Raw genomic sequence first — 26,451 nt, 5'->3', positions numbered from 1 at the left:
GCAGGCAAATAATCCCCAAAGATACCAGATTTACCCCAGGCCGTGCAGCACCTTTTCCGTCAGCGCACACTGGCGATGGTGGGAATAGGTAGTCAGGGCCTCGGCCTGGGCTTGCCGGCCCAGGGTAGCGGCCAGCTCCGGCTCCCGCAGGACCCGCTCAATAGCAGCGCAGAACTCGGCCTGGTTACGCAGCGGATATAATAGGCCCGTGCGGCCGTCTTCCACAATCTCTAGGGTGCCGCCCGCCGCCGAAGCCACAACGGGTAGGCCCGTGGCCATGGCCTCAATGGTTACCATGCCGTAAGTTTCATTCACGGAGGCTGTAATGGAAATATCAAGGGCGCGGTAGGCTACCTCGGGCTGCAGCGTGAACGGGCGCAAGTGCACAACCTCCGACAGGCCCAACTGCTGTACCCGCGCCAGCACGGCTTCTTGGTAGGCATTACCCTCGTTGCGCGTCGATTCGCCCACGAACAGCACACGCAGATACGGGTGCCGCGCGTGTAACGCCCCAAGGCTTCCACCACAAAATCCTGGCCCTTCCCGTCGTCGAGGCGGCCGATTACGCCGAGCAGCACCGCGCCGGGCGGTAGCACTAGGCCAAGCTGCTGCCGGGCCTGAGCTTGGGTTAGGCGAGCATCAGCAAACTTTTCCAGCTCAATACCAAGCGGAACCACGTGCAGGCGCGCGGCAGGGAAGCGCGTTTTCTGCAGCACCTGCCGGGCCAGGCCGGGCAGCGGGGAAAGCCAGGCGTCCAGGGCGCGGTAGCGTAGCGTGTGCACAACGCCCCGCTTGGCCAGGCCCAACCGCATGTGCTGCTGGTACACTACCCGCAGCTGCGGCAACCGCAGGGTTTTGCAGAGCACTGCTAGGCCCAGGTCGCCGTTGCGCGTGACGATGAGCACCTGAGTTCCGAAGCTGCGCAGCACGGACGCCAGCCGGCCGGCGGCCGGTACGTCAAGTGCCTTCCACGGATTGCGCAGCAGGGCTACCGGTAGCTTCAGCTCGGTGGCGCGGGCGGCAATGGGCGAACCGGCCAGGGTAATAACCTGCACGGGCCAGCCCCGCTGCCGCATCCAGTCGGCAAACCGGACGGTATTCAGCTCCAACCCGCCCCAGCTCCCGGACAGGCACAGCAACGAAATAGGAAACACGGCGGGCGAAGCGGAGGTAGCAGCGGCAGAATTCACGCCGCGAAGATACAGCCGGCGCTTTTGCGGGTGATAATTGGACCGCCGCGCACCAAATGCCGCACGCTGCGGTTAGTACTTTTCGGGGTGTAGGCTGCTTCTACGGGGCCGACATTCGGTTTCGCTACCCCAACCGAAAGCCCTACCTTTGCTAACAAGCCAAAAAGCTTAGTTTTCGATCTGACTGACACGCATGGCACTGGATTATCACGCATTATTGAACCCCTCGCAGGCGGCGGCCGTGCTGCACACTGAAGGCCCCTGCATGATTATAGCCGGCGCGGGCTCCGGCAAAACCCGCGTGCTTACGTACCGCATTGCCCACCTGCTGGAAAAAGGGGTGGACCCATTCAACATCCTGGCCCTGACCTTTACCAATAAGGCGGCCAAGGAAATGCGCGCCCGCATCGAGAAGGTAGTGGGCCCGAACGCTAAAAACCTGTGGATGGGCACTTTCCACAGCATCTTCGCGCGTATTCTGCGCTCCGAAGCCGACAAGATTGGCTACCCCCGCTCCTTCACTATCTACGATACCCAGGACTCGAAAACCCTCATTGGGCAAATCCTCAAGGAGCTGGAGCTGGACGATAAGCTCTACAAGCCGAATATGGTGCTGGGCCGGATTTCGGCCGCCAAGAATAAGCTGATTTCGGTGCAGCAGTACCTCAACGACCCCGTGATTCGGCAGGACGACGAGGCGGCGCTGCGGCCTAAGCTGGGCGTTATTTACCAACAGTACGCCAACCGCTGCTTCAAGGCTGGGGCCATGGACTTCGACGACCTGCTCTACCAAACCAACGTGCTGTTCAAGGACCACCCCGACGTGCTGAACAAGTACCAGAACATGTTCCGGTACGTGATGGTGGACGAGTACCAGGATACCAACTACTCCCAGTACCTAATTGCGCGCAAGCTGGCGGCCAAGGAGCGCAACATCTGCGTGGTGGGCGACGACGCGCAAAGCATCTACGCCTTCCGGGGCGCCGATATTCAGAACATTCTCAACTTCGAAAAGGATTACCCTGAGCTGCAGGTATTTAAGCTGGAGCAGAACTACCGCTCCACCAAAAACATTGTGCGCGCAGCCAACTCGGTTATCAAAAACAACCAGGCCCAGCTGCGCAAGGACGTTTTCTCGGATAACGAGGAAGGCCCGCTGATTGAGGTATTCAAGGCCGCTTCCGACAACGAGGAAGGCAAGTTGGTAGCCAACAGCATCTACGAAGACAAGATGAACCACCACTTGTCCTACGATGACTTTGCCATCCTCTACCGCACCAACGCCCAGAGCCGGGCCATGGAGGAATCTTTGCGCAAGCTCAACATCAAGTACAAGATTGTTGGGGGCCTCTCCTTCTACCAGCGTAAGGAAATCAAGGACTTGGTGGCCTACCTACGCCTGACGGTAAACCCCAACGACGAGCAGGCCCTGCGCCGGGTGATTAACTACCCCAAGCGTGGCATCGGCGACACAACCATTGCCAAGCTCATTAACGCGGCCGAAGAATCAAACCACACCATTTGGGAGGTAGTAGCCAACGCCGACCAGTTCCTGCCCGCCCGGGCCGCCAACCCGATTGTGGATTTTGCCGAGAAGATCAAGGCCTACACGGCGGTAGCGGCCAAAGATGATGCCTTTGAGGCGGCCAAGTTTATCGCCAAAAACTCGGGCCTGATTGAGGACCTGTACGCCGACAAGAGCATCGAGGGCCTTTCCCGCTACGAGAACATTCAGGAACTGCTCAATGGCATCAAGGCCTTCGTGGAAGACCCTGAGCGGGAGGATAAGACGCTGGCCTCCTTCCTGCAGGATATTGCCCTGGTAACCGACGCCGATACCAAAGACGCCCAGAGCGAAGGCGAGCAGGTGACCTTGATGACTATTCACTCGGCCAAAGGCTTGGAATTCCGCAACGTTTACATCGTGGGCATGGAGGAAAACCTGTTTCCTTCGCAAATGATGATTACCTCCCGGGCCGACCTGGAAGAAGAACGCCGCCTGTTTTACGTGGCCATTACGCGGGCTGAGAAGAAGCTGACGCTGAGTTACGCTACCTCCCGCTACCAGTGGGGCAACCTGCGCAGCTGCGAAAAAAGCCGCTTCCTGGATGAAATCGACCCGCAGTTCGTAGACTTCAAGTTCTCAGCCGGTCCCGTGGGTAGTGCCGGCCCAGGCGAGTCGCCGTTTGGGCACGTGTTTGAGCGGCGCAGCAACTTGGTGCCGCCGGCCCCGCGCAAAACTGTTGCTACCAAGTACTCCCCACCCGCCGACTTCAAGCCCTCCGACACGAGCAACCTGCAAACCGGCCAGCGCGTGGAGCATCCCAAGTTTGGGTTCGGGACGGTCACGAAGCTGGAAGACCAAGCCGGCTCCGTTAAAGCCATTATCCTGTTTGAGGAAGTTGGGGAGAAAACGCTGCTTCTGAGCTTTGCCAAACTGCGGGTGCACTAACTGTTCCTGTGTCCTTCCGAGCCAAGTGAGGAATCTGGGTGGCAGTAAGAAGTCACACTGGATTCCTCGCTTGGCTTGGAAGGATACCAGGCGCCGTGCACCCAAATTGCCCTATTCGCGTTACTTTAGATGCTGATAGCGCGGCCCTACCCTGCTATGCATTCCTGCTGAACCTTGCCGCTGGTCTTCCTGTGCAAAATAGGATGCCATTGGGGCAAGGTTTGGCGTATATTTGGCCCTTCGAATACAATTTTTCATGACCTTACCTTCTCTTCATAAACACGAGCTGCTCCAGCGCGAGTACGGGCAGAGCACCTTTCAGCTCGTGCAGCAACTCCGCGACGTAGAGGACCGCACTGAGCGCACCCGCCGGGCCCAGCAGATCGTGCAGCTCATCTTCCGCATCCAGCCTACCCTGCGCGACCAGCCTGAATCTCAACAGAAAGTGTGGAACCATCTGTTTGAAATGGCCGACGGCGAGCTAGACGTTGATGCGCCATTTCCGCTGGTAGCCCAGGCCAACATGGCGCCTCCACAGCGGGTAACTTACCCCAGCAAAGGCCCCAAGCTACGGGCCTACGGTCGAGCCGTGGAACAGCTCATCGAGAAAGCCATAACCCTGGAAGACGCCACCGAACGGGAGCAGGCCACCATCATTATTGGGCGGACCATGAAGTTTCTGTACCGTTCCCATAACAAGGAAAACGCCAAGGATGTCACCATCCTCAAGCACCTGAAGGAGCTTTCTGGCGGCCAGCTTACCCTAGACCCAGCTCAGGTTGATGCCCAGAATCTGTTTGAGTTTACTACCGGTGGCCGGCCCGCGCCCTTCATCGTACCCCAGCCCCGCCAGGAACGCGACGTGCGCCGAGGAAGCGGCGGTAACAATAACCGACGCGACAAGCAGCGCCGCGGCGGTAAAAAAGGCCGCCAGGAACCTCAGCAACCCCCGCAGTAAGTTTTTAGCTAGTAGCCAATGGCTAGTATCTATTGGCTTTATAGTTAGGAACAACTACAAGCCCGCTTCTTTTTCTTGATTTTAAAAGCTAACAGCTACTAGCCATCAGCTACTAGCTCCCCAAAAAATGGCCTCTTTTGAAGTTATCGGCGGCAAGTCGCTGAAAGGTGAAATTGTGCCTCAGGGCGCCAAAAACGAAGCTCTACAGATTCTGTGCGCCGTGTTGCTTACGGATGAGCCCGTCACGATTTCCAACATCCCGGATATCCGCGACGTGAACAAGCTCATTGAGCTATTGCGTGATATGGGCGTGAAGGTGGGCAAGCTTGCCAACGACACCTACCGCTTCCAGGCCGACGATGTGCACTTGGACTACCTCGACACCCCCGAGTTTGTGGCCCAAGCCGGAGCTTTGCGCGGCTCCGTCATGATTCTGGGGCCCATGCTGGCCCGCTTCGGTAAGTGCCAGCTACCCAAGCCCGGCGGCGACAAAATTGGCCGGCGCCCCATGGATACCCACTTTTTGGGTCTGGAAAAGCTAGGTGGCAAGCTCACGTTGGAGGGCACTGACTTCTACCGCATCAACACCGAAGGTCGCCTGCGCGGTGCCTACATGCTCCTGGACGAGGCCTCAGTAACCGGTACCGCCAACATTGTGATGGGTGCAGTACTGGCCGAAGGCACCACAACTATTTATAACGCGGCGTGCGAGCCGTACTTGCAGCAGCTTTGCAAAATGCTGGTGCGCATGGGGGCCAATATCAACGGCATTGGCTCTAACCTGCTAACCATTGAAGGGGTTGAGCGCCTGGGGGCACGGACCACCGCATGCTGCCCGATATGATTGAAATCGGCTCTTTCATTGGCCTCGCGGCCATGACAGGCTCCGAGATTACCATCAAGGACTGCCAGATTCCGGAGCTGGGCCTGATTCCTGACACCTTCCGTAAGCTGGGCATTCAGCTAGAATTCCGTGGCGACGATATCTACGTGCCCGCCCAGGACCACTACGAAATTGCTACCTACCTCGATGGCAGCATCCTCACCATCTCGGACCACACTTGGCCCGGTCTCACCCCCGACCTGCTGAGCGTGTTGCTAGTGGTAGCAACCCAAGCCAAGGGCACCGTGCTAATTCACCAGAAAATGTTTGAGTCGCGCCTGTTCTTCGTGGACAAGCTCATTGATATGGGCGCCCAGATTATCCTCTGCGACCCGCACCGTGCTACCGTTATTGGCCTGGACAAGCGTACTCGTTTGCACGGCATTACCATGACCTCACCCGACATTCGCGCCGGGGTAGCCCTGCTGATTGCCGCTCTATCGGCTGAGGGCCGAAGCGTGATTGAAAACGTGGAGCAAATTGACCGGGGCTACCAGAACATTGATAAGCGCCTGACAGCCCTTGGCGCCCAGATTCGTCGTCTCTAAATCCAGCTTTACGGTAAGTATTGCGCACCGCCCGGTTTCCGTTGAAGCCGGGCGGTGTTGCGTTATATACTGGCTTCGGGTTACGTTCCGGGCGTGACAGTATAAACCGGCAGAAGCTGCGCAGCTTTTTTCATCTCACTCTTTCCTCTTTTATTCGATGAAAAAATATGTGCGTCTGCTCCCGCTGATGGGGCTGATGCTGGCTGGGTGCGCCCAGTCAGCCGAGCAGCAAGATATGTTTACTTCCGGCGCGGTAGTGCCCGAAGTTACTACCACCTCTCCTGGTACAAATACGGTCGCAGCGGAAGCCACGACGCCGGAAGTACCACTTGCCCGCTTGTGGCGGGTAGCAGGTCACCCAGTTATCTACCAGGGCGCCATGGAGGTGGAAGTGGCTGACTTCACAGCCGCCTCAGCGCACCTAGATACAACCCTACTGCGCCATAACGCCTACCTCACCAGCGCCCGCGAAACCACCGACGCCGACCGCCACCAGCAACTCCTGACGATTCGGGTTCCGTCGGCGCAGTTTCTGACTCTCACCTCGGAGCTGGCCCGCTTGGGACTCGTTCGTGGCAAAGAGCTTACCTCCCGCGACATTACCGCCGAACTAGCTAAGCTCAGCCGCGCTACCGCCGCTGACACGACCACCCAACAGTTTTCTGCCCAGGAAAAGCAACTGCTTACGGAGCAGGCCACGTTGGCCACCTTGCAGCTTACATACTACCAGCTGCGTCCTGCCACTGAACTAGCTCCGGCCGCAGATATAACCAGCCAACTGCAAACTGGTTTGTGGTTTGGTTGGCGGGCGTTAAGCATGTTCCTCATTGTGGCCTCTTACATCTGGCCACTCTTGCTAGGGGTAGCAGTGTGGGCCGGATACCGTTGGCGCCGAGGTAAGCTGGCACTAGACTAATCCTTTAACTCACGGCTCCTACCCTACCCGCAGGAGCGTACTCAAACGGGCCCGTTTGGCTTCCGTATCTTTTTTATCTGGCCAAGAGATAATAGCTACCATAGAAAAGCCCGCCTGAACGCGTCCAGGCAGGCTTTCTTATAGCAGCAGGACCAGCTTAGCTCCGGTCAGTTACCATATCGATTACTGAGGTAACCAACGACAACACAACGCTGAAGATCAGGGCAGAAACGAATCCATCCAGTTTGAAGCCACCTAGCAGCCAGTCGGCTATCATAACAATTAGAGCATTGATAACCAGCAGAAATAGGCCTAGCGTGAGAACGGTAATGGGGAAGCCGATGATTTTCAGAATCGGCTTGACAATGGCGTTCAAGATTGCCAGCACAATGACCAGTATAAACGCGTCCCCGATGCCGCTGATGTCGGCACCGGGCAGAAACTTAGCCAGCACGTAGGTAACAATGGCCGTGAGAATGAATTTAAGAATGAAGCCCATAGGGTAAGAAGAGGGATTGAGGTGAGAGAACAGTACGGGAAGTAGGAAGTTGCTTACTCTACGCATAGCCCGCAAAAAAGTACGGCAAGCAGCTGAATCAGCCACTTGCCGTACTTTTTTGCGGGCGCTTGATAACTCGAACTACCGAACGAAAAGCCTATTTTTCTACAGCGCGGGCTTTTAGCCGGCCCTGCGAGACGCCCATCCAGTTGGCCATATGATAAAGCAACCGGGCGCCTACAATGGCGTTCCATTCCGTGTCGCCGGGTGCTACCTCATTTAAGTCGCAGCCGATGATGGTGCGGCCGGAGCGCACTACCATCCGAATAAGGTAGAGAGCTTGCTCAAACTCCAGCCCACCGGGTACGGGGGTACCGGTGCCGGGGCACAGCTTGGGGTCGAGTCCGTCGATGTCAAAGCTCAAATACACTTTTTGGGGTAGCTGGGCAATGATTTTTTTGCACTCCTTCTTCCAGGATTTTCCCCCAGCATTTCAGCCTGCAGAAACCGGTCGGCGAACAGGGCCACTCGGCCGTTGCTTTGGTCAATGTACTCGGCCTCCTGCTGGCAGTAGTCGCGGATGCCAACCTGCACCAACTTCTTTACCTGTGGCAGTTTCAGGGCATTATACATGATGGAAGCGTGGGAGAACTCAAAGCCTTCATAGGCCGGACGCAGGTCGCAGTGCGCGTCAATCTGCAGAATTCCAAACTCTTCGTGCCGCTCAGCCAGCGCGTGCAAGTAGCCCAGGGGCGTGCTATGGTCGCCACCCAGCACTACTACCCCTTTGCCGGCATCCAGCAAGGCACCGGTTTTTTGCTTAAGCCACTCTAGCAGGGCCTGGCCGCGCTGATTGACTTGGGCAGGCACCTGGGAGAACGTTCCGTGCGTTGCTTCAGGCTCGCCTTCCTCCAGCCAGCCGATGTACTCCGCCGCGGTAGGGCGCAAAGAGAGGCTCTCGGCGGCAATCTTTTCGTCGGGCTCCTCCATGGCCAAGCCCATTTGCCAGGCATTGGGCAAGTCGGGGTCATAGAGGTCCACCTGCAAGGACGCCTCTCGGATGGCCTCGGGCCCCTCAGCGGTACCGGCGCGGTATGAAACGGTTACTTCCCAAGGCACAGGTACGATTACGACCTGGGCCTCCTCAGGCGTGAAAGGTAGACCGTAAATTCCGCCGGCGGAGTCACCGAGGGCATTGGGGTCGAAGGCGGCAAGCTTTTGTTCCAACGAGGACGCAGAATTAGCCATACTAGTAAAGAAGTGAAAGTGAGAGGTAAGACCAGCCGGAAAAGGTAGCAGCCCCCGCTTCCAGGTCTCAACGCCCGTTCTGAGCATGATTCCTGGCGGCGAGGGCCGCTTTATAACACCCCGGCCCAACGGCCGGAAGACTTATTAGCCAGCTTGCTGGCCGCCCATAAAATCGTAGGTGCGAATGATATCCAGGATTTTCTCAAAAGTATCCCGGTCGAAGAAGATCATCAGCGGTAACTCAACTGAGTTGTCTTTGTCCGAGAATTGGGTTATAACCGAGAAAATAAGTGGCTGCACCATGGGCCGGTTCAGCAGCAGGTTGTGCAGGGCATCGGCAATGTCGCCACGCGGGTGCGTGGGTGGCGCCCCGTAAATACTGGCTTTCAGAATGTTAGCAAGCTGGGTTACCAGTGCCCCGGTAATGATATTGCTGATCTCAAGCAGCAATGACTCCTGCATTTCATCAATCTGCGTGGAGTCCGAGGTGCTCATGCGCAAGCAGACGCGGGAAAGCCGCTGGACATGCTGGCCGGAAAAGAACATCAGGGTTGTTCCATTGAAATCTCCCCGGATATCCGACTGAATAATGACGTGGCCCGCTTGCAGGTCGCGGACTTTATCCAGAATCGTCTTACCCGACACGATATCAAGGTTGGGTACTTCCAGCAGCACCTTTTCCTGGGCGACAACCGCGAACGAATCGGCCGCGCGAGCAAGGCCGATATTCAGGATTTCGCGGATGATATCCCGCTCCAGTTCCGTCATGTGCAAATCCATAGGAATCAAATGAAATGGCGGCCAGCCAAAGTCGGCCGCCACAAGTCTGCAATACGTGAGTTACGGTCGTTTGGCCAGAAATAGTCGAGTTAAGGCCGGCACATCGAGCACCAGGCATACTTGCCCGCTTCCCAATAAGGTAACGCCCCAAACAAGTCAATGGTATCCAGCGGTTTACTCATGGGTTTTACCACGATATCCTGCTGGCGTAAAAACCGGTCGACTATCAAGCCCAACCGGCGGTTACTGTAGTTGACAATGATTATGTCTTGACGACCATGTAGATCAGCTTTGGTAGCGGGCGCTAGCGGTCCGTCACCGTTATGCAGCAAGCGGCGTAGCGACACGACCGGAACGTTTTCGTCCTGGACTCGGGTCAGTAGCACGCCTCCTACTACGTTGAAATTTTCCGGCAGCAAGGATACCACCGAATCAGTATGCATAAGCGGAATAGCGTAGTTACGCTGGTCCAGTTGAAAGAGTAGCGCTCCTTTTACGGCAATGGAAGTGGGTAGTACTAGCGTAAAGGTGGTTCCTTCTCCTAGTACTGAATCCACACGCAATTGGCCGCCCAAGGAGTCAATGGCCAATTTCACTACATCCAGCCCCACACCGCGCCCCGATATTTCGGTTACTTCCTGGGCCATGGAAAAGCCCGGCTCGAACAGAAAATCACGTACGGCATCATCGTCGAGGTTAGCAGCCGTAGCGGCCGGTACCAAGCCGCGTTCAATGGCTTTGCGCCGAACGCTTTCCACGTTAATGCCGCGGCCATCGTCGCGCACCTGAATCAGCACATCGTCGCGCTCCGTCTGGGCCGACAACGTCAGGTGGCCTTGGGCACTTTTGCCGGCCGCCTCCCGCTCTTCCGGAGTTTCTAGGCCGTGCCCAATGGCGTTGCGCACCAGATGAAGCAGGGCGTCGGTAATGATTTGCAGGATGTTGCGGTCAATCTGGATGTCCTCACCCACTACCGTTAGCTCAACGTCCTTCTTTTCCGTGTTGGCCACGTCGCGCACCACCCGCGGAAATTTGTTGAACAGGGAGCCGACACCTACCAAACGGGCGTCCATGACGCTGTATTGCAGTTCGTCGGCAATGCGTGAGAGGTGAGCGGCCGCCGCTGCCAACGCTGGATTACCGATTTCCTGGCTGAGCGTCAGCACCCGGTCCCGGTCGATGGTCAGCTCGCCCACTAGGTTAAGCAGGTGGTCAAGCTTGCGGATTTGAATGTAGACCAGATCCGAAAGCTCCAGCTTACGGCTAGCGTCCTCTTCATCCTCGGGGCCGGATTCCAGAATAGGCTCCTCACCGCGCACCAGACGGTCCAGGTTTTCCAGCAGTTGCTCTACTTCCGGCAGCCCCTCATCCTCACCAACGGCGCGAATCATTTGGCCGATAGTGTCAATCCCCGTGAATAAAACGGGTACTACTGATCCAGTAAAGGTTTTCTCCCGGCTGCGAATAAGCCCGAAGATGGTTTCCATGTGGTGGGCTAACTCCCCGATGGGGTTGTAGCCCATAGCCCGCGCATTGGACTTGAGGTTGTGCATGAGCCGAAATAGCTCATTCAGCGCTGGCTCGTCGGTCGGATTACGCTCTAACTCGCTGATATGGCGGCTCATGGCGTCGTAATATTCGAGCGCCTCGGCCATGAAAATCTCGCGGTACTCCTGCTCCCTTGACTTCATTGCGCCTGCACGGGTTGAGAGAGGAAGGAAGAACGCCCCCGACGCGCGGTGGTTCCGGGCTGCACGTGGCGCACCAGGAAGTCGGCAATGTGCGGAAGGGGTAGCACAGCAGATGCCAGACCGGACTGGATGACCGATTTGGGCATCCCAAATACCGCTGAAGAAGCTTCGTCTTGGGCTACAACCGTGCCGCCGTGCTGGCGAATGTCGTGAGCTCCAGCGGTTCCATCGTGCCCAAGCCCGGTCAGGACTACGCCTACCACATTACGGCCCACGGCCCGGACAACGGAGTGCATCAGAATGTCCACGGAAGGTACATCAAGACCGTGCTCCTCCACAAAATCAGTTTGCCAGCCAACCCAAGGGCTATCCATTACCGGCCGCACAACTAAGTTACGCCCACCCGGCGCAACCAAAACACGCCCTGGTTCCAGGCGCATGCCGCTGGTAGCAGCCATGACGGGTAGTTGGGAGGCCCGCCGCAGACGCTCCACTAGCGTATCGGTGAACGATTCAGGCAGGTGAACGGCCACGAGCACGGCCCAAGGAAAACCCAGCGGCAACTCCCGAAGCAACGCCTCAACTGCGGGGCCCCACCCGTTGATCCTCCAATGACTACCACCCGCGCGGAGGTAAGGGCACCGCCGTGCGGCGCAGAATAATCGACGGTTCTACTTGGGGACGGGAACTGAGGAAGGCTTGGCAGCTAGCAGCTTACGACGTAAAGACATACGCCACTCAGCCAATTCATTACCTGTCCCTAGAGGAGGAGTAATGTAATCGTACACCCCTAGCCGCGCAGCCTCGCGCAGCATGCCGGATAGGGGCGCTTGAGCGCTATACAGCAGTACAGGGACCGAAAAGTGCCGTTGCAGCTGCTCCAAGCCTAGTAACTGATTCTCACTGATGAGCACTACCCCCGGCCGCAAACGCCGCGCCATGGCGGGCAGCTCGTCAGTAACCACGGCAGCGCCTACCACCTCCAGTTCAGGATCAGTATGCAAGAGCCGGGTGACTTCCGTGCGCACAAACGTGGGCAGGTTGCCAAGCAATAAGGTGAGAGGAGCAGTTAGGGCGGACACAAGAAAGAAAAGCAGCTACTACAAGAGGCGGACTTTATTTACCGCGTGGGGTGGGCTAAAACTACTCTTGCTCAGAATCAGTTTCCTGCAGGGCGCTTCCTACAATTTCCAGCACCTTCTCCTCCGAGAAAGGCTTAACGATATAAGCGGTGGCCCCGCTTTCCAGTGCTTCGTTTACAATAACCTCCTGGCCTACTGCTGAGCACATAACTACTTTTACCTCAGGCTGCTCCTGGCGGATGCCCTTTAACACGTCAAGGCCGGTATTGTCGGGCAGAATCACGTCGAGCGTAATCAGGTCAGGCTTCGTTGCCAGCGCCATTTCCAGTGCTTGCTGCCCATTTGCGGCTTCTCCCACTACCTCATAGCCGGCGTCGGTAAGCATGTTCTTGAGCATCGTGCGCATGTAGAAAGAGTCGTCGACGATGAGGATGCGGTTTTTCATGGAGAAAGTAAGAAGGAGGAAAACAGGAGCTGAACAATACGTTTGGACTAGGCCTTTGTACGGCTGCCCGCGGCGGAAGATTCCGCTTTGGGCTGCAACTGCATGATTTCGGAGGGGTAAGCAGTTTCAGCATATCGAGCACCACGATGATGCGGCCATCGACCTTGGCAATTCCCTCAATGTATTTGTCGTGAATGTTAATGTCCTGAATAAACTCCGGGGCCTTTTCAATGATGGACACGGGAATAGACAAGGGTTGGGGCACTTCGCGCACCATGATGCCAATGGTATACTCTTTGGCTTCAATGGCCATTGTGTATGACATAGCAGGCATCTCACCCTGGCTGGACCGAAGCTTGAATCGCTCTTCCAGGTCAATGATGGCAATAATATCGCCGCGCAGGTTGGCAATTCCCTTGACGAAGGGGGAGTTTTAGGCATACGGGCAATTTCAGGGGTAATGGTTACCTCCTTCACTTGCTCGATGCGAATCCCATACTCTTCTTCACCCAGGCGGAAAACAATCAGCTGGATGATAGGGTCCTGTTTGACGTTCTTTTCGGACTCAGGCATGCCTGAAAAAGTAGCGCGGATCCCAGGCCACCCGGTAGGGGCAGCCCGGGGGCGCGGTTAGAGAAAATGCTTACTTGTTCTTGCTCTTAGCCGTCCGAGCCTTCGAAGGTGCCGGGGCATCTGCTGACGGCTGGGGCGCCTCTTTCTTGCGGTCCTTACGGCGGCGGTTATCTTTTACCGCAGGTGAGGCAGACTGATCAGCAACGGCCGTTTCTGCCGGAGCAGCGGGAGTGGCCGCAGCGGCCCGGCGCGACGTTTTGCGGGCGGTAGCTGGGGCTGATTTCTCCGTTGTAACAGCTGCCGCGGTGCCCCGACGGCTGGGCCGGGTAGCGGGTGCGGCAGCAGGGGCAGCCGGAGTAGAGCGGCGCATCAGCGGCCGCCGACGAATTGGTTCTGGCTCCGGCTCGGGCTCCGGCTGCAAGTCTTCCATCAGCTGGAAGGCGGACAGGCCAAGCTGTAGGTCGTCGGCAATGTCGGTCAGGTTCTGACTGCTGGTGGTCAGCTCCTGCATGCTCGTGGAGAGCTGCTTGGCGGTGCTGGCTACCTGCTGGGTACCGGAGGCCGTTTGCTCGGCAATGGCTACTACTTCTTCTACGTACTTTACCACGTCGCCAATCGAGGTTTTCTGTACCTCGGTGGCCGTTAGAATGTCGCGGGAAGTGCGGAGCGTTTCGCCGCTGCTGGTGGCAATGTTCTTAAAGGCCGAACTGGCTTCGAACGTAGCGTTCTTACCCTTGAGTACTCGGCCTTCCATGGTGCTAATTGCCGTAGCGGCCGAGGTCGTATCTTTCTTAACGTCTTCTACCAAGGTAGCAATTTCGCTAGCCGACTTACGAGAGCCTTCTGCCAGCTTGCGGATTTCTTCGGCTACTACCGCGAAACCACGGCCGGCTTCCCCGGCGCGGGCTGCTTCGATGGCGGCGTTCAGAGCCAGCAGGTTGGTCTGGGAGGCAATGTCGGTGATAACGCCGAGCGACTTGCTGATTTCTTGGGACCGAGTGCTTAGTACTTCAATGGTTTTGGAGGTTTGGGCGGCAGCCGAGCTGATTTCCTCCATGTTTTTTACCACTTCCGCTACCGTCTTCAGACCCAACTGAGAAGTCTGCTCACCGAGGATGGCCGCTTTAATACCAACGTCGGCTTTGCCAGCCGTTTCCTTGGTAGCCTGCATGATTTCTTCGATCAGCTTGAAGGCTTGGTCGGTCTTGAGAGCTTGGTTCTGCGCGCCTTCGGCCATCTGCTGCATGGCCAGGGCCACGTCAACCGTAACCCGGCTCATCTCCTGCCCTTTCACCACCATTTCCTCCGACGATTCCCCTACAATCTGCGAGGACTCGTTAATCTCGCCGAGCAGTTCGTTGAGGTTGTCTACGGCGAGGTTCAGAGCGTCGGCCATGGCGCGGATGTCGCCGGTGGTTTCGATTTCTACCTGCTGCTGCAGGTCGCCTTCCGAAATGGCTCGTACCACGCGGCTTACTTCCAGTACCGGGGAGGCAATGGATTCAATAAGAGCGTTCAGCGTATCCACCAGTTCTTTCCAGGAGCCCGACACGTCCGTTACCGTAGCGCGTTCCGTCAGTTTGCCTTCGCCACCCGCTACGCGCGCCACGCGGCTAACTTCCGAGGCCAGACGGTTCAGGTCGTCCACCATGCGGTTGATGGTTTCGGCCAGGTCGGCTACCTCACCCTTGGCGTCCAAGGTCAGCTTCTGGGTCAAGTCACCCTGCGATACGGCGGTTACTACCTTCACAATACCCCGTACCTGCGTGGTAAGGTTGGAGGCCATGGTGTTTACCCGGTCGGTCAGCTCCTTCCATACCCCGCTCACGCTGGGCACGTTGGCCTGGCCACCCAGGCGACCTTCCGTACCTACTTCTAGTGCCACGCGGGTTACTTCGCCGGCGAAGATGTTCAAGGAGTCCACCATGACGTTGATGTTGTCCTTGAGGTCCAGTAGCTCGCCTTTTACATCTACCGATACCTTCTGGCTTAGGTCACCGCGGGCTACGGCGGAGGTTACGTTGGCAATGTCTCGTACCTGAGAGGTCAGCGAGGCAGCCATGGTGTTTACGTTGTCCGTCAGGTCCTTCCAGGTGCCACGCACATTCGGGACTACGGCCTGACCACCAAGGCGGCCTTCCGTGCCTACCTCGCGAGCCACGCGGGTTACTTCGTCGCCGAACGTGTTCAGCGAGTCCACCATCTGGTTGAGGTTTTCTTTCAGCTGGAGCAGCTCGCCGCGTACGTTTACCGTTACCTTCTGGCTCAAGTCGCCGCGGGCTACGGCCGTGGCCACGTTGGCAATGTCCCGTACCTGAGAGGTCAAGTTCGAGGCCATCGTGTTTACGTTGTCCGTGAGGTCTTTCCACGTACCCGAAACGCTGGGCACGTTGGCCTGACCGCCCAGAATACCCTCGGTACCTACTTCGCGGGCTACGCGGGTTACCTCGCCGGCAAAGATGTTGAGCGAGTCCACCATCTGATTGAGGATGTTCTTCAGGTCGAGAATCTCGCCTTTCACATCCACCGTCATCTTCTGGGTCAGGTCACCTTTGGCTACGGCGGTTGCCACGTTAGCAATGTCCCGCACCTGCAGCGTCAGGTTCGAGGCCATGGTGTTTACGTTGTCCGTCAGCTCTTTCCAGGTTCCACCAACGCGGGGCACTACAGCTTGGCCACCGAGCTTACCCTCGGTACCTACTTCACGCGCCACGCGGGTTACTTCGTCACCGAAGATGTTGAGCGAGTCCACCATCTGATTGAGGATGTTCTTCAGCTCCAGGATTTCTCCTTTCACATCCACGGTCATCTTCTGGCTCAAGTCGCCGCGGGCTACGGCGGTAGCTACGTTAGCAATGTCTCGCACCTGAAGCGTCAGGTTCGAAGCCATGTAGTTTACGTTGTCGGTCAGTTCTTTCCATACACCCGCGACGTTAGGCACGCTAGCCTGACCACCGAGCTTACCCTCGGTACCTACCTCCAGCGCCACGCGGGTTACCTCGCCGGCGAACAGGTTGAGCGAGTCCACCATCTGGTTCAGGTTCTGCTTCAACTGCAGCAGCTCGCCCTTTACGTCTACCGTAATCTTCTGCGACAAGTCGCCTTTGGCTACGGCGGTAGCTACGTTGGCAATGTCTCGCACCTGCAAAGTCAGGTTCGAGGCCATGTAGTTTACGTTGTCGGTCAGCTCCTTCCATACGCCGGCCACATTCGGTACTACGGCCTGGCCGCCAAGGCGGCCTTCCGTACCTACCTCCTGGGCCACGCGGGTTACCTCACCGGCGAACAGGTTGAGCGAGTCCACCATCTGGTTCAGGTTCTGCTTCAGCTGTAGCAGCTCGCCCTTTACGTCTACCGTAATCTTCTGCGTCAGGTCACCCTTAGCTACGGCCGTGGCTACGTTGGCAATATCTCGTACCTGCAGCGTCAGGTTCGAGGCCATTGTATTTACGTTGTCCGTCAGCTGCTTCCATACCCCGCCTACGTTAGGCACACTGGCTTGGCCGCCTAGCTTACCCTCCGTACCTACTTCCTGGGCCACGCGGGTTACCTCGCCGGCGAACAGGTTGAGCGAGTCCACCATCTGGTTCAGGTTCTGCTTCAGCTGTAGCAGCTCGCCCTTTACGTCTACCGTAATCTTCTGCGTCAGGTCACCCTTAGCTACCGCAGTAGCTACGTTGGCAATGTCTCGCACCTGAGAGGTCAGGTTCGAGGCCATGTAGTTTACGTTGTCGGTCAGTTCTTTCCAGATGCCACCCACGTTTGGTACCGAAGCCTGGCCGCCGAGCTTACCCTCGGTACCTACTTCCTGGGCCACGCGGGTTACTTCGCCGGCGAACAGGTTCAGGTTGTCGATGGTCTTGTTGATGGTTTCGGCCATCACTTTGAAGTCACCTGACACCGGAATCTGGAAGGTTTCGTCCAGGTTTCCTTTGCTGATGTTCTTCAATACTTTACCTACCTCCAACACCGGCACGGCAATGCTATCCACTAAGCCGTTGATGTTATTAATCATGTCGCGCCAGAAGCCAGCGGCATTATCGGCTGAGGCCCGGGCTTTGAGGTTACCCTCAACCCCGGCCACCTTCGAAATGCGCGACACCTCACCGCCTACCCCACCAATCATCTCCACCATGGAGTTGTAGGCTTCGGCAATTTCTGCGAAAATGTCGTCGTTCTGCTTCGTTAGGCGCACCGACACGTCGCCCTTCTTAAAGGCGTCAAGGGCGTAGAGCACCCGGTTAAGCTGGTCGTTGATATAATCCGGGTCCTGGGCCGTATAGCTTACAGAGCTAGCTGCTCCCCGCTTGCGGGTGAGGTTGCTGCTCTGCTGCACCGGACCAGTACCATTATCGGCCGAGTCAGTGACGAGGGTTGATTCTTCTAGCGTGTCCGGAGCGGCGGGAGCCGGGCGGTTGTTTCTGGGCGTCTTAGCTGAAGCCATAAACTGGGTATGGTGGCGAAACCTGCCGAAGCAAGGCGAGGCACAAACGGAACCCCAGATAGCAGGGTTCCAGAACGTGCAAAGGTAGCAAATAGAGTTGTCTGGTCACAATTCCTGCTAAAAACTTCAGGGTATTCAGTAACCCGCGGAATCTGAACGATTTGCCTTCCGTTGGGGTCCCTTGTATTCCTTAGTTAAGACACTAGCTAGGCCAATATTCCTACCCGGCTACTGCTGCGCCGGATTATTCCAGCATCTTTGCGGCAAAATTCAACTTTTGCGCTGTCCCGACCGTTTCCTACCGAAACAAGCCTAGCGTATCCCACCCCTATGGTCAAAAATCTAGTCATCGTCGAATCTCCTGCTAAGGCCAAAACAATTGAGGGCTATCTGGGCAAGGATTTCGTGGTCAAGTCGAGCTTCGGCCACGTCCGCGACCTACCCAAGGATAATAACGCCATTGATATTGCCAACGGCTTTAAGCCTACCTATGTGGTATCGGCTGATAAGCGGGAGATAATCAGCCAGTTGAAGAAGCTGGCTAAGGAGGCCGAAACCGTATGGCTGGCCAGTGACGATGACCGGGAGGGCGAGGCTATTTCCTGGCACTTATCGGAAACGTTGAACCTGAACGACGCCAAAACCCGGCGCATCGTTTTTCGGGAAATCACCAAAAATGCTATTCTCAATGCCATTGCCACGCCCCGGGAAATTGACCTGAACTTGGTGAACGCCCAGCAGGCCCGACGGGTGCTCGACCGGCTGGTAGGTTTTGAGCTGAGCCCCGTGCTGTGGAAAAAAGTAAAAACTGGTCTTTCCGCTGGGCGCGTGCAATCCGTGGCCGTGCGGCTAGTGGTGGAGCGCGAGCGGGAAATCAGCCAGTTCAAAACATCCTCGGCCTACCGGGTAGTAGCGAAGTTTGATGCCGGCCGCGGCGCAGTACTGGAGGCCGAGCTGCCGACCCGATTTAAAACCCGCGAAGAAGCTGAAGCTTTCCTGGCCCGTTGCGTAAATGCGGCCTACCGCATTGATAATCTGGAGAAGAAGCCCGGCAAGCGTAGCCCCGCGCCGCCCTTTACTACCTCTACTCTGCAGCAGGAAGCCTCGCGCAAGCTGGGCTTCTCCGTAGCCCAGACCATGAGTGTGGCCCAGAAGCTTTACGAGGCGGGCAAAATCAGCTACATGCGGACCGACTCGGTGAACCTGTCGCAGGATGCGCTGGCAGCGGCCCAGGTAGCTATTACGGCTGCTTACGGCGCAGAATACGCCCAGACCCGACAGTTTAAAACCAAGTCGGCCTCGGCCCAAGAAGCGCACGAAGCTATTCGGCCCACAGATTTTGCTTTGGTGAAAGCAGGTGCCGACTCCCAGGAGCAACGGCTCTACGATTTGATCCGCAAGCGGGCCCTGGCCTCACAGATGGCCGACGCCGTGATTGAGCGCACGGTAGCAACCATCAGCATCAGTACCCAGCCGGGGGTAGCCCTCACGGCAACCGGCGAAGTCATAACGTTTGAGGGTTTTCTGAAGGCGTACGCCGAGTCGAAGGACGACGAGGAGCAGGACGGGGAATCGTCGTTCTCGCGCGGGCTGCCGCCCCTAAGCGTCGGCCAGGAGCTGCCCCTGCAGCAACTGCGGGCTACGGAACGCTACGCCGCCCCTGCCGCTCGCTACACGGAAGCCTCGCTGGTAAAGAAGCTGGAGGAAATGGGCATCGGCCGGCCTTCTACCTACGCGCCGACCATCAGCACCATTCAAAAGCGCGGCTATGTCGAAAAAGACACCCGTGAGGGCAAGGAGCGCAAGTTTCATGTGCTGACGTTGGAGGGCGACACGGTGAAAACGGAAGTAAAAACCGAAACCTACGGCGCCGATAAGGCCAAGCTGTTTCCCACGGATACGGCCATGGTGGTCAATGACTTCCTGGTAGAGCATTTCCCCGTCATTGTGGACTATCAGTTCACGGCGAAAGTGGAGGATGAGTTTGACCGGATTGCCGACGGCCAGGAGCAGTGGACGGACATGCTAGCTGGTTTCTACACCACGTTTCACGAGACGGTGGAGCGCGGCCAGGACATTGAGCGTAGCACGTTAGGAAGCACCCGCGAAATTGGCGTGCACCCGGAAACGGGCCAGAAACTAACGGCACGTCTGGGCCGCTTTGGTCCCTACGTGCAGATCGAGCCCAAGGAAGGCTCGGAGGAAAAGGCCGTGTACGCCAGCCTGCGGAAAGGTCAGTTTATCGAGAGCATCACGCTGGAAGAAGCGCTGGAGCTGTTCAAACTGCCCCGCATCGTGGGCCAGTTCGAGGACAAGGACATGACGGCTGCCCTGGGTCGCTTCGGTCCTTACATTCGCCATGACAGCAAGTTCTACTCGCTCACCAAAGAGCAGGATCCGCACACGATTACGGCCCAGGAAGCCATTGATTTGATTGAGGCCAAGCGTAAGGCCGATGCCGAGCGTCTGATCAAGCAGTTTCCCGAGCGCGAGGACGTGCAGATCCTGAATGGCCGCTTCGGGCCCTACATTGTGGTCGGCAAGAAAAACGTCAAGATTCCTAAGGGCGAAGAACCGGCCGAGCTGACCCTGGAACGCTGCCTGGAACTAGCCGACGCTACCCCCGATAAGCCAGCTAAAGGCGGCCGCTTCGCTAAAAAAGCGGCACCAGCAGCTGATAAGGAAGACAAAGCAGACAAGCCGGCGCGCAAAGCGCCCGCTGCCAAGAAGCCTGCAGCCAAGAAACCAGCGGCGAAAAAGCCTGCTGGCACTGCCGCCAAGAAAGCTACTGGCAAAGTGAAGTAAGCGGTGATTACTACATAAAAGGCCCGGCTGAATTCAGTCGGGCCTTTTTGTTTAACTCAGTTCCAATATAGGGTACCGAGCCTCGTTATATCGAATAATATAGATAGTATCAACCAAATGAAGTGTGCCTTATTACTGAGCACCTTGGCGCTGGGATTTACTACCTTGCTTCCGCCTTTTACCGTACCAGCCGCCGAGCCTGGGGTAGCAGCCGTGCCTGCACCGCCGCCCGCGTATCCGTGGCTCCCGGTGGGGCGCTACCAAACCAACCAGACGCTGGCCGCCCGCTTTCCGCCCCCGCCCGGCTATGAGCGAACAGCTGTGCAGCCTGGTTCGTTTGCGTACTGGCTGCGGTATTTGCCCTTGCTGCCCGTCGGAACGTCCGTGCGCCTGCACACGGGTAAACTCAAGAACCGCCAAGATGTGCATGCCGCCGTGCTCGACTTGGACGTGGGGGCGCGTGACCTGCAGCAATGCGCGGATGCCGTTATCCGGTTGCGGGCCGAGTACCTATTTAGCCAGAACCCTGACCTCGTGCACTTTCACCTCACCAGCGGGCATGACATTGCCTTTCGGGATTGGTATGCCGGGCGTGGATTTCGGGTGGTGGGCCCGCAGGTAGAGCAGGTGCCAAAGGCCGCGGAAAAGCCCGACCACGCCACTTTCCGGCGCTACCTCGACCAGATTTTTACGTATGCTGGCACCCTTTCTTTGAGCCGGGAGCTACGCCTGGTGCCGCTGGCCCAGGTGCAACCCGGCGACGTGCTGATTCGGGGCGGCGCGCCGGGCCATGCAGTACTGGTACTAGATGTAGCCGTGGAGCCTCAGACGGGTCGGCGCAAGGCCTTGCTGGCCCAAAGCTACATGCCCGCCCAGCAAATGCACGTGTTGAAAGCGGGTCCGCGGGTTGGTGCGGGCGCCTGGTTTCTGCTGGACCCTGAACGAGACGACGTCAACACCCCGGAGTGGACGTTTAGCCGCGACGAGCTGGGACGGTTTGAGTAAGGGCGAAGCCGATTGTACGCCCGGTGCCCTAAACCCACGGGCGGCAAGTCACGTCTCTGTTTACGTAAACCTGACTGGCATGAAAAAGAAACTGGTAGCCCTAACTGGGGCAGGAATTTCGGCGGAAAGTGGACTGGCTACCTTCCGCGGCTCCGATGGACTGTGGGAAGGCCACCGCATTGAGGATGTGGCTACCCCCGAAGGCTGGGCCAAGAATCCTGGTTTGGTACTGGAGTTTTACAACCAGCGCCGGGCCGCGGCCCGCGCCGCCCAACCCAACGCCGGGCACCGCGCCCTGGTTGAGCTGGAACAGGACTTTGACGTGGTAGTAATAACGCAGAACGTAGACGATTTGCACGAGCGGGCGGGCTCCTCCCGCGTCATTCACTTGCACGGCAAGCTGTTTGAGTCGCGTAGCTCCTACTTCGACCAGTTAGTATACCCCATGGAGGCAGACCGAATTGAGCTGGGCGAGCATTGTGAGAAAGGCCACCAGCTACGGCCTAATATCGTGTGGTTTGGCGAGGATGTACCGCTGATGCAGCGCGCCATGGAAGAAACGGCCATTGCCGATGTACTTCTGGTGGTAGGTACTTCATTGCAGGTATATCCGGCGGCCAGCCTAGTAAACTACACCCAGCAGGGCTGCCCTATCTACATCATTGACCCCAGCCAGCCCCCGTAGCGGCACGGACCAACCTGCACTTCGTTGCTGAACCGGCCACAACGGGCGTGCCACGGGTAGCCGCAGAGCTACGCGCCCAGGCCTAGGGAGCAAGGGGCCTGGTAACGCGGTTACCCGGTTAGCCGTTACGTTTTTGCGTTTTTAGCTGAAAGCAACATCCTGCGTCAGATTTACTTTACCCAGGTAGCCTCAGCCACGTTGCCCTTACCAGAGGGAAGTAAGAAGGAGTTATATCGGATTGCGGATTTTTGCGTAGTAGGACGTTCTACACTCCCCTTTCCATGCCCCTACGTTACACTCACGCGCTGTTAACTGGCCTGGGCCTAGTGGCCTCTGTCCCGGTTTTTGGCCAATCAGTCCCGCCAGCACACTCGGTTTTTCTACTAGGTAATACCGCCTCCGCGGAGCTGCCTTCCAGCCGGTTGCAGGCCCTACGCCGTACTCTGGAGCAGCAGACTGGCCCTTTCACGGTAGTTCACCTCGGCGACATTGTGGGCAATACCGGCTTGGGTAGCCAGAAAGACTCCAGCCAAGCCAGCCAAACGGCCCGCGCCGATGCGCTAATTGCCCTAGTGCAGGGCTTGCCTAACGGCAAGCTCTACTTTGTGCCCGGTGACAAGGACTGGGCAAATTCCGGCCCCGACGGGCTAAAACGGGTACGTCGGCTGGAAAAGTACATCGAGGAAAGGCTGCCCGGCCAGAACGCCTTCGTGCCTACGGGCGGCTGCCCCGGCCCCGAAATCGTGGACGTAGCCCCTACCGTGCGCCTCGTGGCCATTAACTCCCCGTGGTGGACTCATCCCTACGACCGTCCCGAAGCCCCGACACCGATTGCAAGACCATGACGCCGGAGGAGTTCCGGGAGCAATTGCAGGACGTGTTGGATGAAACCAAGGGCCGGAATGTGCTGCTGGTGGGTCACCAGCCCGTTATCAGCAACGGCGTGTACGGTGGCCATATGCCCCTGAGTCGCCATTTGCTACCCCGGTAGCGGGCACGGTGTACGCTGCCTACCGCCAGAACGTGGGCTCCCCCGCGACCTGGCCAACCCGGCTTACCAGCAGTTTCAGAAGGAAATGCTGAACACGCTCAAGGACCACCCCGGCGCCGTGTACGCCGCCGCCCACGATTTCAGCCTGCAACTAACCCAGGCCGAGGGCAGCTACCACTTGGTTTCGGGTTCCTTCGTTGAAAAGCAACACGTAGGCGCCAATGCCCAGTCGCAGTTCAACGAGTCGGCTGAAGGATTCTCCAAGCTGGACTACTTTGCCGACGGCACGGTAAAAACGACGTTCTACACCTTTAACGGGGCTAGTGTTGCCGTTAAGGAAGCGTATGCAGCTACACTATTTCAATCGGCCTGCCAGCAGCCGCGCCTGCCCAACGTGCCGGTCAACAGCTTTATTCCCGAATGTCCGGGCGGGCCGGCGGGGGTAGCAGAAACCAAGCCCGATGCGCCGTTCCAGCCTACTCAAACCCTGGCCGCCGGCAAGCAGTACGCCGGCACCCGGTCCTCGCGCTTTTGGCTCGGCGACCTGTACCGCACTTCCTGGACCCAGCCCGTGCCGGTGCCAACCCTGAACCTTGCCACTGAGAAGGGCGGCTTGCGCCCCTTCGGCCGTGGGGCGGACGCCAGACTACCTCCCTCAAGCTCATTGCGGCCGATTCCTCGGAGTACGTGTTTCGCTCCGTCGATAAGGACGTGACCCGCATCCTGCCGCCGGAACTACGCCGCTCTTTCGCCGCCGATGTGCTGCGCGACATCACGCCTACGGCTCACCCCTACTCGGCGCTGGTAACCGGCTCCTTGCTCGATAAAACTGACATTCTGCACGCCCGCCCCGACTGTTTGTACTACCCGATAACAACCAGTTGGGCCCCTATCGTCAGGAGTACGCCGGCCTGCTTGGCACCCTAGAAGACCGCCCCGTGGACCCTAAGCCCAACCTGCCCGGCTTCGGCGGGGCCGATGAGGTGCGCCGGTCGTTCAGTTTTTTTCGCCAGCTCTACAAAGACCACGACAACCGCATTGATGCCGAGAACCTGGGTCGTGCCCGGGCCTTCGATATGCTGGTGGCTGACTTTGGTAAGCACGAGGACAACTGGAAGTGGGCCGGCTATAAAAACGGTAAGAAAACGGTTTACAAGCCTATTCCGCGCGACCGGGACCAGTCGTTTACCCTCTGGAACGGGGCACTTACTTACCTGGCCAACCGGGAATGGGCCGTACCGAGCATCGAGGATTTCCAGGCCGAGTTTCACGACTTAAAAAGCCTGAATTGGCCTGCCCGCCACCTCGACCGATTCCTGCTGCAAAGCCTAAGCCGGGAGCAATGGCAGCAGATTGGGCGCTACCTGCAGGCACGCATTACGCCCGCGGCCATTGACGAAGCAACTGCCACCCTACCCACCGAGTTGCAGGCCCTATCGGGTAATGAATTGAACCGCAAGCTCAAAGCTCGCATCCAGGCCCTACCCCAAGCCCTGGACGAGTACTACCTGCTGCTGGCCAAGCGCGTGGACGTAGTTGGCTCCAACAAGGCCGAAGTGTTCCAAATAAGCCGCCAAGCCGACGGCCGGGTACGGGTGCAGATGTTCGACAAGGCTAAGGAAGGCAACGAGCCCAACGGCCCGGCCCTGTTTGACCGCACGTTTTCGCCCAAGGAAACTCAGGAAATCAGCCTCTACGGCCTCGATGGCAAGGACACGTTTACGGTAACCGGCACGGCCAAGCGTAGTGTGCTGGTGCGCATCATCGGCGGCGACGGCAAAGACCAGATTGCCGATGACTCGCGCGCGGCAGGCCTGCGCACGCTCACAAAGGTGTATGACGTGCCCGATACCGACCTGAAGCTGGGCCCGGAAAGTGACAACCGCACCTCCACCCGGCCCGACATCAACCGCTACAACCAGGAGGAGTTCGAGTATAACACGTACAAGCCCCGGGCTACCGTCATCGTGAATGCCAACGATGGGCTGGGGGTAGGCGCTGGGGTAGATTTCGTGCGCCAGGGTTTCCGCAAGCCGGGCTTCAAAAACGTGTATTCCTTTGACATCCGGGGTTCTAGCGGCGGTAACTTCCAAGTTTCGCTGGCCTCGCGCCACCGTTACGCCTTTGGCCAGTGGGATGTAGGCGCGCGTACTGAATACGGCAACTTCTTCCCCTTCTACAACTTTTTCGGGCTAGGTAACGACACTGATAAGGACCAAAGTCGCTACGACGATAAGTACTACAAGGCCCGCTACAAAGGCTTCACGCTGAACGGTTTTGCAGAACGAGTTTTCTGGCAGCGCAGCTTGTTCCGCATTGGTCCCACCTACGAGCAGTACACCTCTAATTACGCCGGCAACAGCTACTTAGGGCAGCTAGAACGCCGCAACACGACCGTACCGGACGACCGAATACCCAACACCGATTTTCAGCGCCTGCTTGGTTTAAATGCCTTGCTGGACATAGACTTGCGCGACCGGCAGAGCTTTGCTCGGCGCGGGGTACGCCTGCGGGTGCAGCACGATACTTACCACCAGCTGAACGGCAACAGGGGCAATTTCGGCCTGACCCAGGGCTTTGCCGAATACTACGGCACGGCGCGCCTGGGCATTCCGGTAACGCTGGTAGTAAAGGGTGGCGGTGGCCGCAACTACGGCAACGACGACGATATTCCCTTCTACAAGTTCACCAGCCTGGGCCTGCGCGAAAACCTGCGCGGCTACTACCGCAACCGCTTCACCGGCGACGCCAGCCTCTACTTGAACACGGAGCTGCGCCTAGCCCTAGGGCGGGTGCAAACCTCTTTTCTGCCCTTTTCCTACGGTGTATTTGGGTTCTACGACCGGGGCCGGGTGTACTTTAAAGGCAGTTCGCCGGATGGCTGGCACAGTGGCTACGGAGCGGGCTTCTACATCGCGCCCGTTTCAGATCAGTTGGCTTTGTCGGTATCGTATCAAAAATCACCGGAAAATGGCCTGATACAGGTGGGCTTGGGCTTCCGCATTGATAACTAACAGGTTGCACCCTCTAAGGCGCATCCTGTTCCAAGGAAGGATGGGACACGCTTTGCTTGTTAGCTGGCCCTAATGACTTTCCACCCCTTCTGACCGGCTATATTTGTTTGTCCCCTTCCGCCACACCTTTCTCTGAATGGAATATCCTCTGCTGAAACTAGCCGCCATTGATATTGGGTCCAACGCCGTGCGCTGCCAGATTTCGGCCGTGCTACACTACGGCGACCGGTACCGGCTCAAGC

General features: G+C 57.7%; 21 protein-coding genes and 3 pseudogenes. 12 read left to right on the top strand and 12 right to left on the bottom strand.

What is annotated here, in order from left to right; all coding sequences use genetic code 11:
* Positions 1-30 precede the first annotated feature (30 nt).
* Together MUN84_RS20940 and MUN84_RS20935 are read right to left on the bottom strand one after the other, a co-directional pair.
* Complete coding sequence (locus tag MUN84_RS20940; RefSeq protein WP_244695847.1) at positions 31-471, bottom strand: glycosyltransferase family 4 protein; 441 nt, start codon at positions 469-471, stop codon at positions 31-33.
* Between the two features lie 188 nt (positions 472-659).
* Positions 660-1,154: pseudogene (locus MUN84_RS20935) on the bottom strand (glycosyltransferase family 4 protein); the annotation flags it as partial.
* A gap of 235 nt (positions 1,155-1,389) precedes the next feature.
* Here MUN84_RS20935 and MUN84_RS20930 point away from each other — a divergent pair.
* The 4 genes and pseudogenes from MUN84_RS20930 (at position 1,390) to MUN84_RS20915 (ending at position 6,947) form a co-directional block, all read left to right on the top strand.
* A complete protein-coding gene (locus MUN84_RS20930) occupies positions 1,390-3,642 on the top strand; it encodes an ATP-dependent helicase (RefSeq protein ID WP_244699082.1) in 2,253 nt (750 codons plus the stop codon).
* Between the two features lie 256 nt (positions 3,643-3,898).
* Positions 3,899-4,600, top strand: coding sequence for a DUF4290 domain-containing protein (locus tag MUN84_RS20925; protein WP_244695846.1), 702 nt, complete (start codon positions 3,899-3,901; stop codon positions 4,598-4,600).
* A 127-nt stretch (positions 4,601-4,727) separates the two neighbouring features.
* Positions 4,728-6,031: pseudogene (murA, locus tag MUN84_RS20920) on the top strand (UDP-N-acetylglucosamine 1-carboxyvinyltransferase).
* Between the two features lie 157 nt (positions 6,032-6,188).
* A complete protein-coding gene (locus MUN84_RS20915) occupies positions 6,189-6,947 on the top strand; it encodes a DUF4349 domain-containing protein (protein ID WP_244695845.1) in 759 nt (252 codons plus the stop codon).
* A gap of 157 nt (positions 6,948-7,104) precedes the next feature.
* Here MUN84_RS20915 and MUN84_RS20910 read toward each other — a convergent pair whose 3' ends face one another.
* The 10 genes and pseudogenes from MUN84_RS20910 to MUN84_RS20870 all read right to left on the bottom strand — a co-directional run bounded on the left by MUN84_RS20910 (position 7,105) and on the right by MUN84_RS20870 (position 17,709).
* On the bottom strand, positions 7,105-7,446 hold the full coding sequence (locus tag MUN84_RS20910) for a phage holin family protein (protein ID WP_244695844.1): 342 nt from the start codon (positions 7,444-7,446) through the stop codon (positions 7,105-7,107).
* A 157-nt stretch (positions 7,447-7,603) separates the two neighbouring features.
* Entirely contained in the window at positions 7,604-7,870 is a 267-nt protein-coding gene (locus MUN84_RS24245; RefSeq protein WP_317239029.1) for an arginase family protein, read from the bottom strand.
* The gene (locus tag MUN84_RS20905) at positions 7,867-8,694 is read right to left on the bottom strand and encodes an arginase family protein (RefSeq protein WP_317239028.1); all 828 of its coding nucleotides are present in this window, start codon (positions 8,692-8,694) and stop codon (positions 7,867-7,869) included. Before MUN84_RS20905 ends, MUN84_RS24245 begins: the two co-directional genes overlap by 4 nt.
* Positions 8,695-8,838: 144 nt before the next feature.
* On the bottom strand, positions 8,839-9,474 hold the full coding sequence (locus MUN84_RS20900) for a chemotaxis protein CheC (protein WP_244695843.1): 636 nt from the start codon (positions 9,472-9,474) through the stop codon (positions 8,839-8,841).
* 89 nt (positions 9,475-9,563) lie between these two features.
* Positions 9,564-11,165 (bottom strand): chemotaxis protein CheA, encoded by a 1,602-nt coding sequence (locus MUN84_RS20895; RefSeq protein ID WP_244695842.1) that lies wholly within the window; start codon positions 11,163-11,165, stop codon positions 9,564-9,566.
* On the bottom strand, positions 11,162-11,740 hold the full coding sequence (locus tag MUN84_RS20890; protein WP_262920592.1) for a CheB methylesterase domain-containing protein: 579 nt from the start codon (positions 11,738-11,740) through the stop codon (positions 11,162-11,164). The genes MUN84_RS20895 and MUN84_RS20890 overlap by 4 nt, the downstream gene beginning before the upstream one ends.
* Positions 11,741-11,836: 96 nt before the next feature.
* Positions 11,837-12,247, bottom strand: coding sequence for a hypothetical protein (locus MUN84_RS20885; protein WP_244695840.1), 411 nt, complete (start codon positions 12,245-12,247; stop codon positions 11,837-11,839).
* A gap of 61 nt (positions 12,248-12,308) precedes the next feature.
* The gene (locus MUN84_RS20880; protein WP_244695839.1) at positions 12,309-12,692 is read right to left on the bottom strand and encodes a response regulator; all 384 of its coding nucleotides are present in this window, start codon (positions 12,690-12,692) and stop codon (positions 12,309-12,311) included.
* Positions 12,610-13,265 (bottom strand): annotated as a pseudogene (locus tag MUN84_RS20875) (chemotaxis protein CheW). The gene MUN84_RS20880 and the pseudogene MUN84_RS20875 overlap by 83 nt, the downstream one beginning before the upstream one ends.
* Positions 13,266-13,335: 70 nt before the next feature.
* Entirely contained in the window at positions 13,336-17,709 is a 4,374-nt protein-coding gene (locus MUN84_RS20870; RefSeq protein WP_244695838.1) for a HAMP domain-containing protein, read from the bottom strand.
* A gap of 330 nt (positions 17,710-18,039) precedes the next feature.
* On the opposite strand from MUN84_RS20870, the gene topA reads away from it, so the two are divergent.
* The 8 genes from topA to MUN84_RS20830 all read left to right on the top strand — a co-directional run bounded on the left by topA (position 18,040) and on the right by MUN84_RS20830 (position 26,209).
* The gene (gene topA, locus MUN84_RS20865; RefSeq protein WP_244695837.1) at positions 18,040-20,514 is read left to right on the top strand and encodes a type I DNA topoisomerase; all 2,475 of its coding nucleotides are present in this window, start codon (positions 18,040-18,042) and stop codon (positions 20,512-20,514) included.
* A 165-nt stretch (positions 20,515-20,679) separates the two neighbouring features.
* Positions 20,680-21,519, top strand: coding sequence for a DUF4846 domain-containing protein (locus MUN84_RS20860; RefSeq protein ID WP_244695836.1), 840 nt, complete (start codon positions 20,680-20,682; stop codon positions 21,517-21,519).
* 79 nt (positions 21,520-21,598) lie between these two features.
* Positions 21,599-22,204, top strand: coding sequence for an NAD-dependent deacylase (locus MUN84_RS20855; protein WP_317239027.1), 606 nt, complete (start codon positions 21,599-21,601; stop codon positions 22,202-22,204).
* A 281-nt stretch (positions 22,205-22,485) separates the two neighbouring features.
* Positions 22,486-23,049, top strand: coding sequence for a hypothetical protein (locus tag MUN84_RS20850; protein ID WP_244695835.1), 564 nt, complete (start codon positions 22,486-22,488; stop codon positions 23,047-23,049).
* Positions 23,046-23,195, top strand: a complete 150-nt coding sequence (locus MUN84_RS20845; protein WP_244695834.1) for a hypothetical protein — start codon at positions 23,046-23,048, stop codon at positions 23,193-23,195. The genes MUN84_RS20850 and MUN84_RS20845 overlap by 4 nt, the downstream gene beginning before the upstream one ends.
* Before the next feature lie 85 nt (positions 23,196-23,280).
* Positions 23,281-23,910: a hypothetical protein gene (locus MUN84_RS20840; protein ID WP_244695833.1), complete on the top strand. Its 630-nt coding sequence runs from the start codon at positions 23,281-23,283 to the stop codon at positions 23,908-23,910.
* Entirely contained in the window at positions 23,883-24,122 is a 240-nt protein-coding gene (locus tag MUN84_RS20835; protein ID WP_244695832.1) for a hypothetical protein, read from the top strand. Before MUN84_RS20840 ends, MUN84_RS20835 begins: the two co-directional genes overlap by 28 nt.
* Positions 24,077-26,209, top strand: a complete 2,133-nt coding sequence (locus tag MUN84_RS20830) for an outer membrane protein assembly factor (RefSeq protein WP_244695831.1) — start codon at positions 24,077-24,079, stop codon at positions 26,207-26,209. Before MUN84_RS20835 ends, MUN84_RS20830 begins: the two co-directional genes overlap by 46 nt.
* The last annotated feature ends 242 nt before the right edge of the window (positions 26,210-26,451 follow it).

The sequence above is a fragment of the Hymenobacter sp. 5516J-16 genome, assembly GCF_022919335.1.
Lineage (GTDB): Bacteria > Bacteroidota > Bacteroidia > Cytophagales > Hymenobacteraceae > Hymenobacter > Hymenobacter sublimis.
The sequence above is the reverse complement of the archived record's forward strand: the minus strand, read 5'-3'. Positions and strand labels throughout refer to the sequence as shown.

What these genes read in the sequence shown, in the direction of transcription:
- MUN84_RS20925 (WP_244695846.1), top strand. Translation starts at nt 3,899, where the DNA reads ATGACCTTACCTTCTCTTCATAAACACGAGCTGCTCCAGCGCGAGTAC.
- MUN84_RS20915 (WP_244695845.1), top strand. Translation starts at nt 6,189, where the DNA reads ATGAAAAAATATGTGCGTCTGCTCCCGCTGATGGGGCTGATGCTGGCT.
- MUN84_RS20910 (WP_244695844.1), bottom strand. Translation starts at nt 7,446, where the DNA reads ATGGGCTTCATTCTTAAATTCATTCTCACGGCCATTGTTACCTACGTG.
- MUN84_RS20905 (WP_317239028.1), bottom strand. Translation starts at nt 8,694, where the DNA reads ATGGCTAATTCTGCGTCCTCGTTGGAACAAAAGCTTGCCGCCTTCGAC.
- MUN84_RS20900 (WP_244695843.1), bottom strand. Translation starts at nt 9,474, where the DNA reads ATGGATTTGCACATGACGGAACTGGAGCGGGATATCATCCGCGAAATC.
- MUN84_RS20895 (WP_244695842.1), bottom strand. Translation starts at nt 11,165, where the DNA reads ATGAAGTCAAGGGAGCAGGAGTACCGCGAGATTTTCATGGCCGAGGCG.
- MUN84_RS20880 (WP_244695839.1), bottom strand. Translation starts at nt 12,692, where the DNA reads ATGAAAAACCGCATCCTCATCGTCGACGACTCTTTCTACATGCGCACG.
- MUN84_RS20870 (WP_244695838.1), bottom strand. Translation starts at nt 17,709, where the DNA reads ATGGCTTCAGCTAAGACGCCCAGAAACAACCGCCCGGCTCCCGCCGCT.
- topA (WP_244695837.1), top strand. Translation starts at nt 18,040, where the DNA reads ATGGTCAAAAATCTAGTCATCGTCGAATCTCCTGCTAAGGCCAAAACA.
- MUN84_RS20855 (WP_317239027.1), top strand. Translation starts at nt 21,599, where the DNA reads ATGAAAAAGAAACTGGTAGCCCTAACTGGGGCAGGAATTTCGGCGGAA.
- MUN84_RS20850 (WP_244695835.1), top strand. Translation starts at nt 22,486, where the DNA reads ATGCCCCTACGTTACACTCACGCGCTGTTAACTGGCCTGGGCCTAGTG.
- MUN84_RS20845 (WP_244695834.1), top strand. Translation starts at nt 23,046, where the DNA reads ATGACGCCGGAGGAGTTCCGGGAGCAATTGCAGGACGTGTTGGATGAA.
- MUN84_RS20840 (WP_244695833.1), top strand. Translation starts at nt 23,281, where the DNA reads ATGCTGAACACGCTCAAGGACCACCCCGGCGCCGTGTACGCCGCCGCC.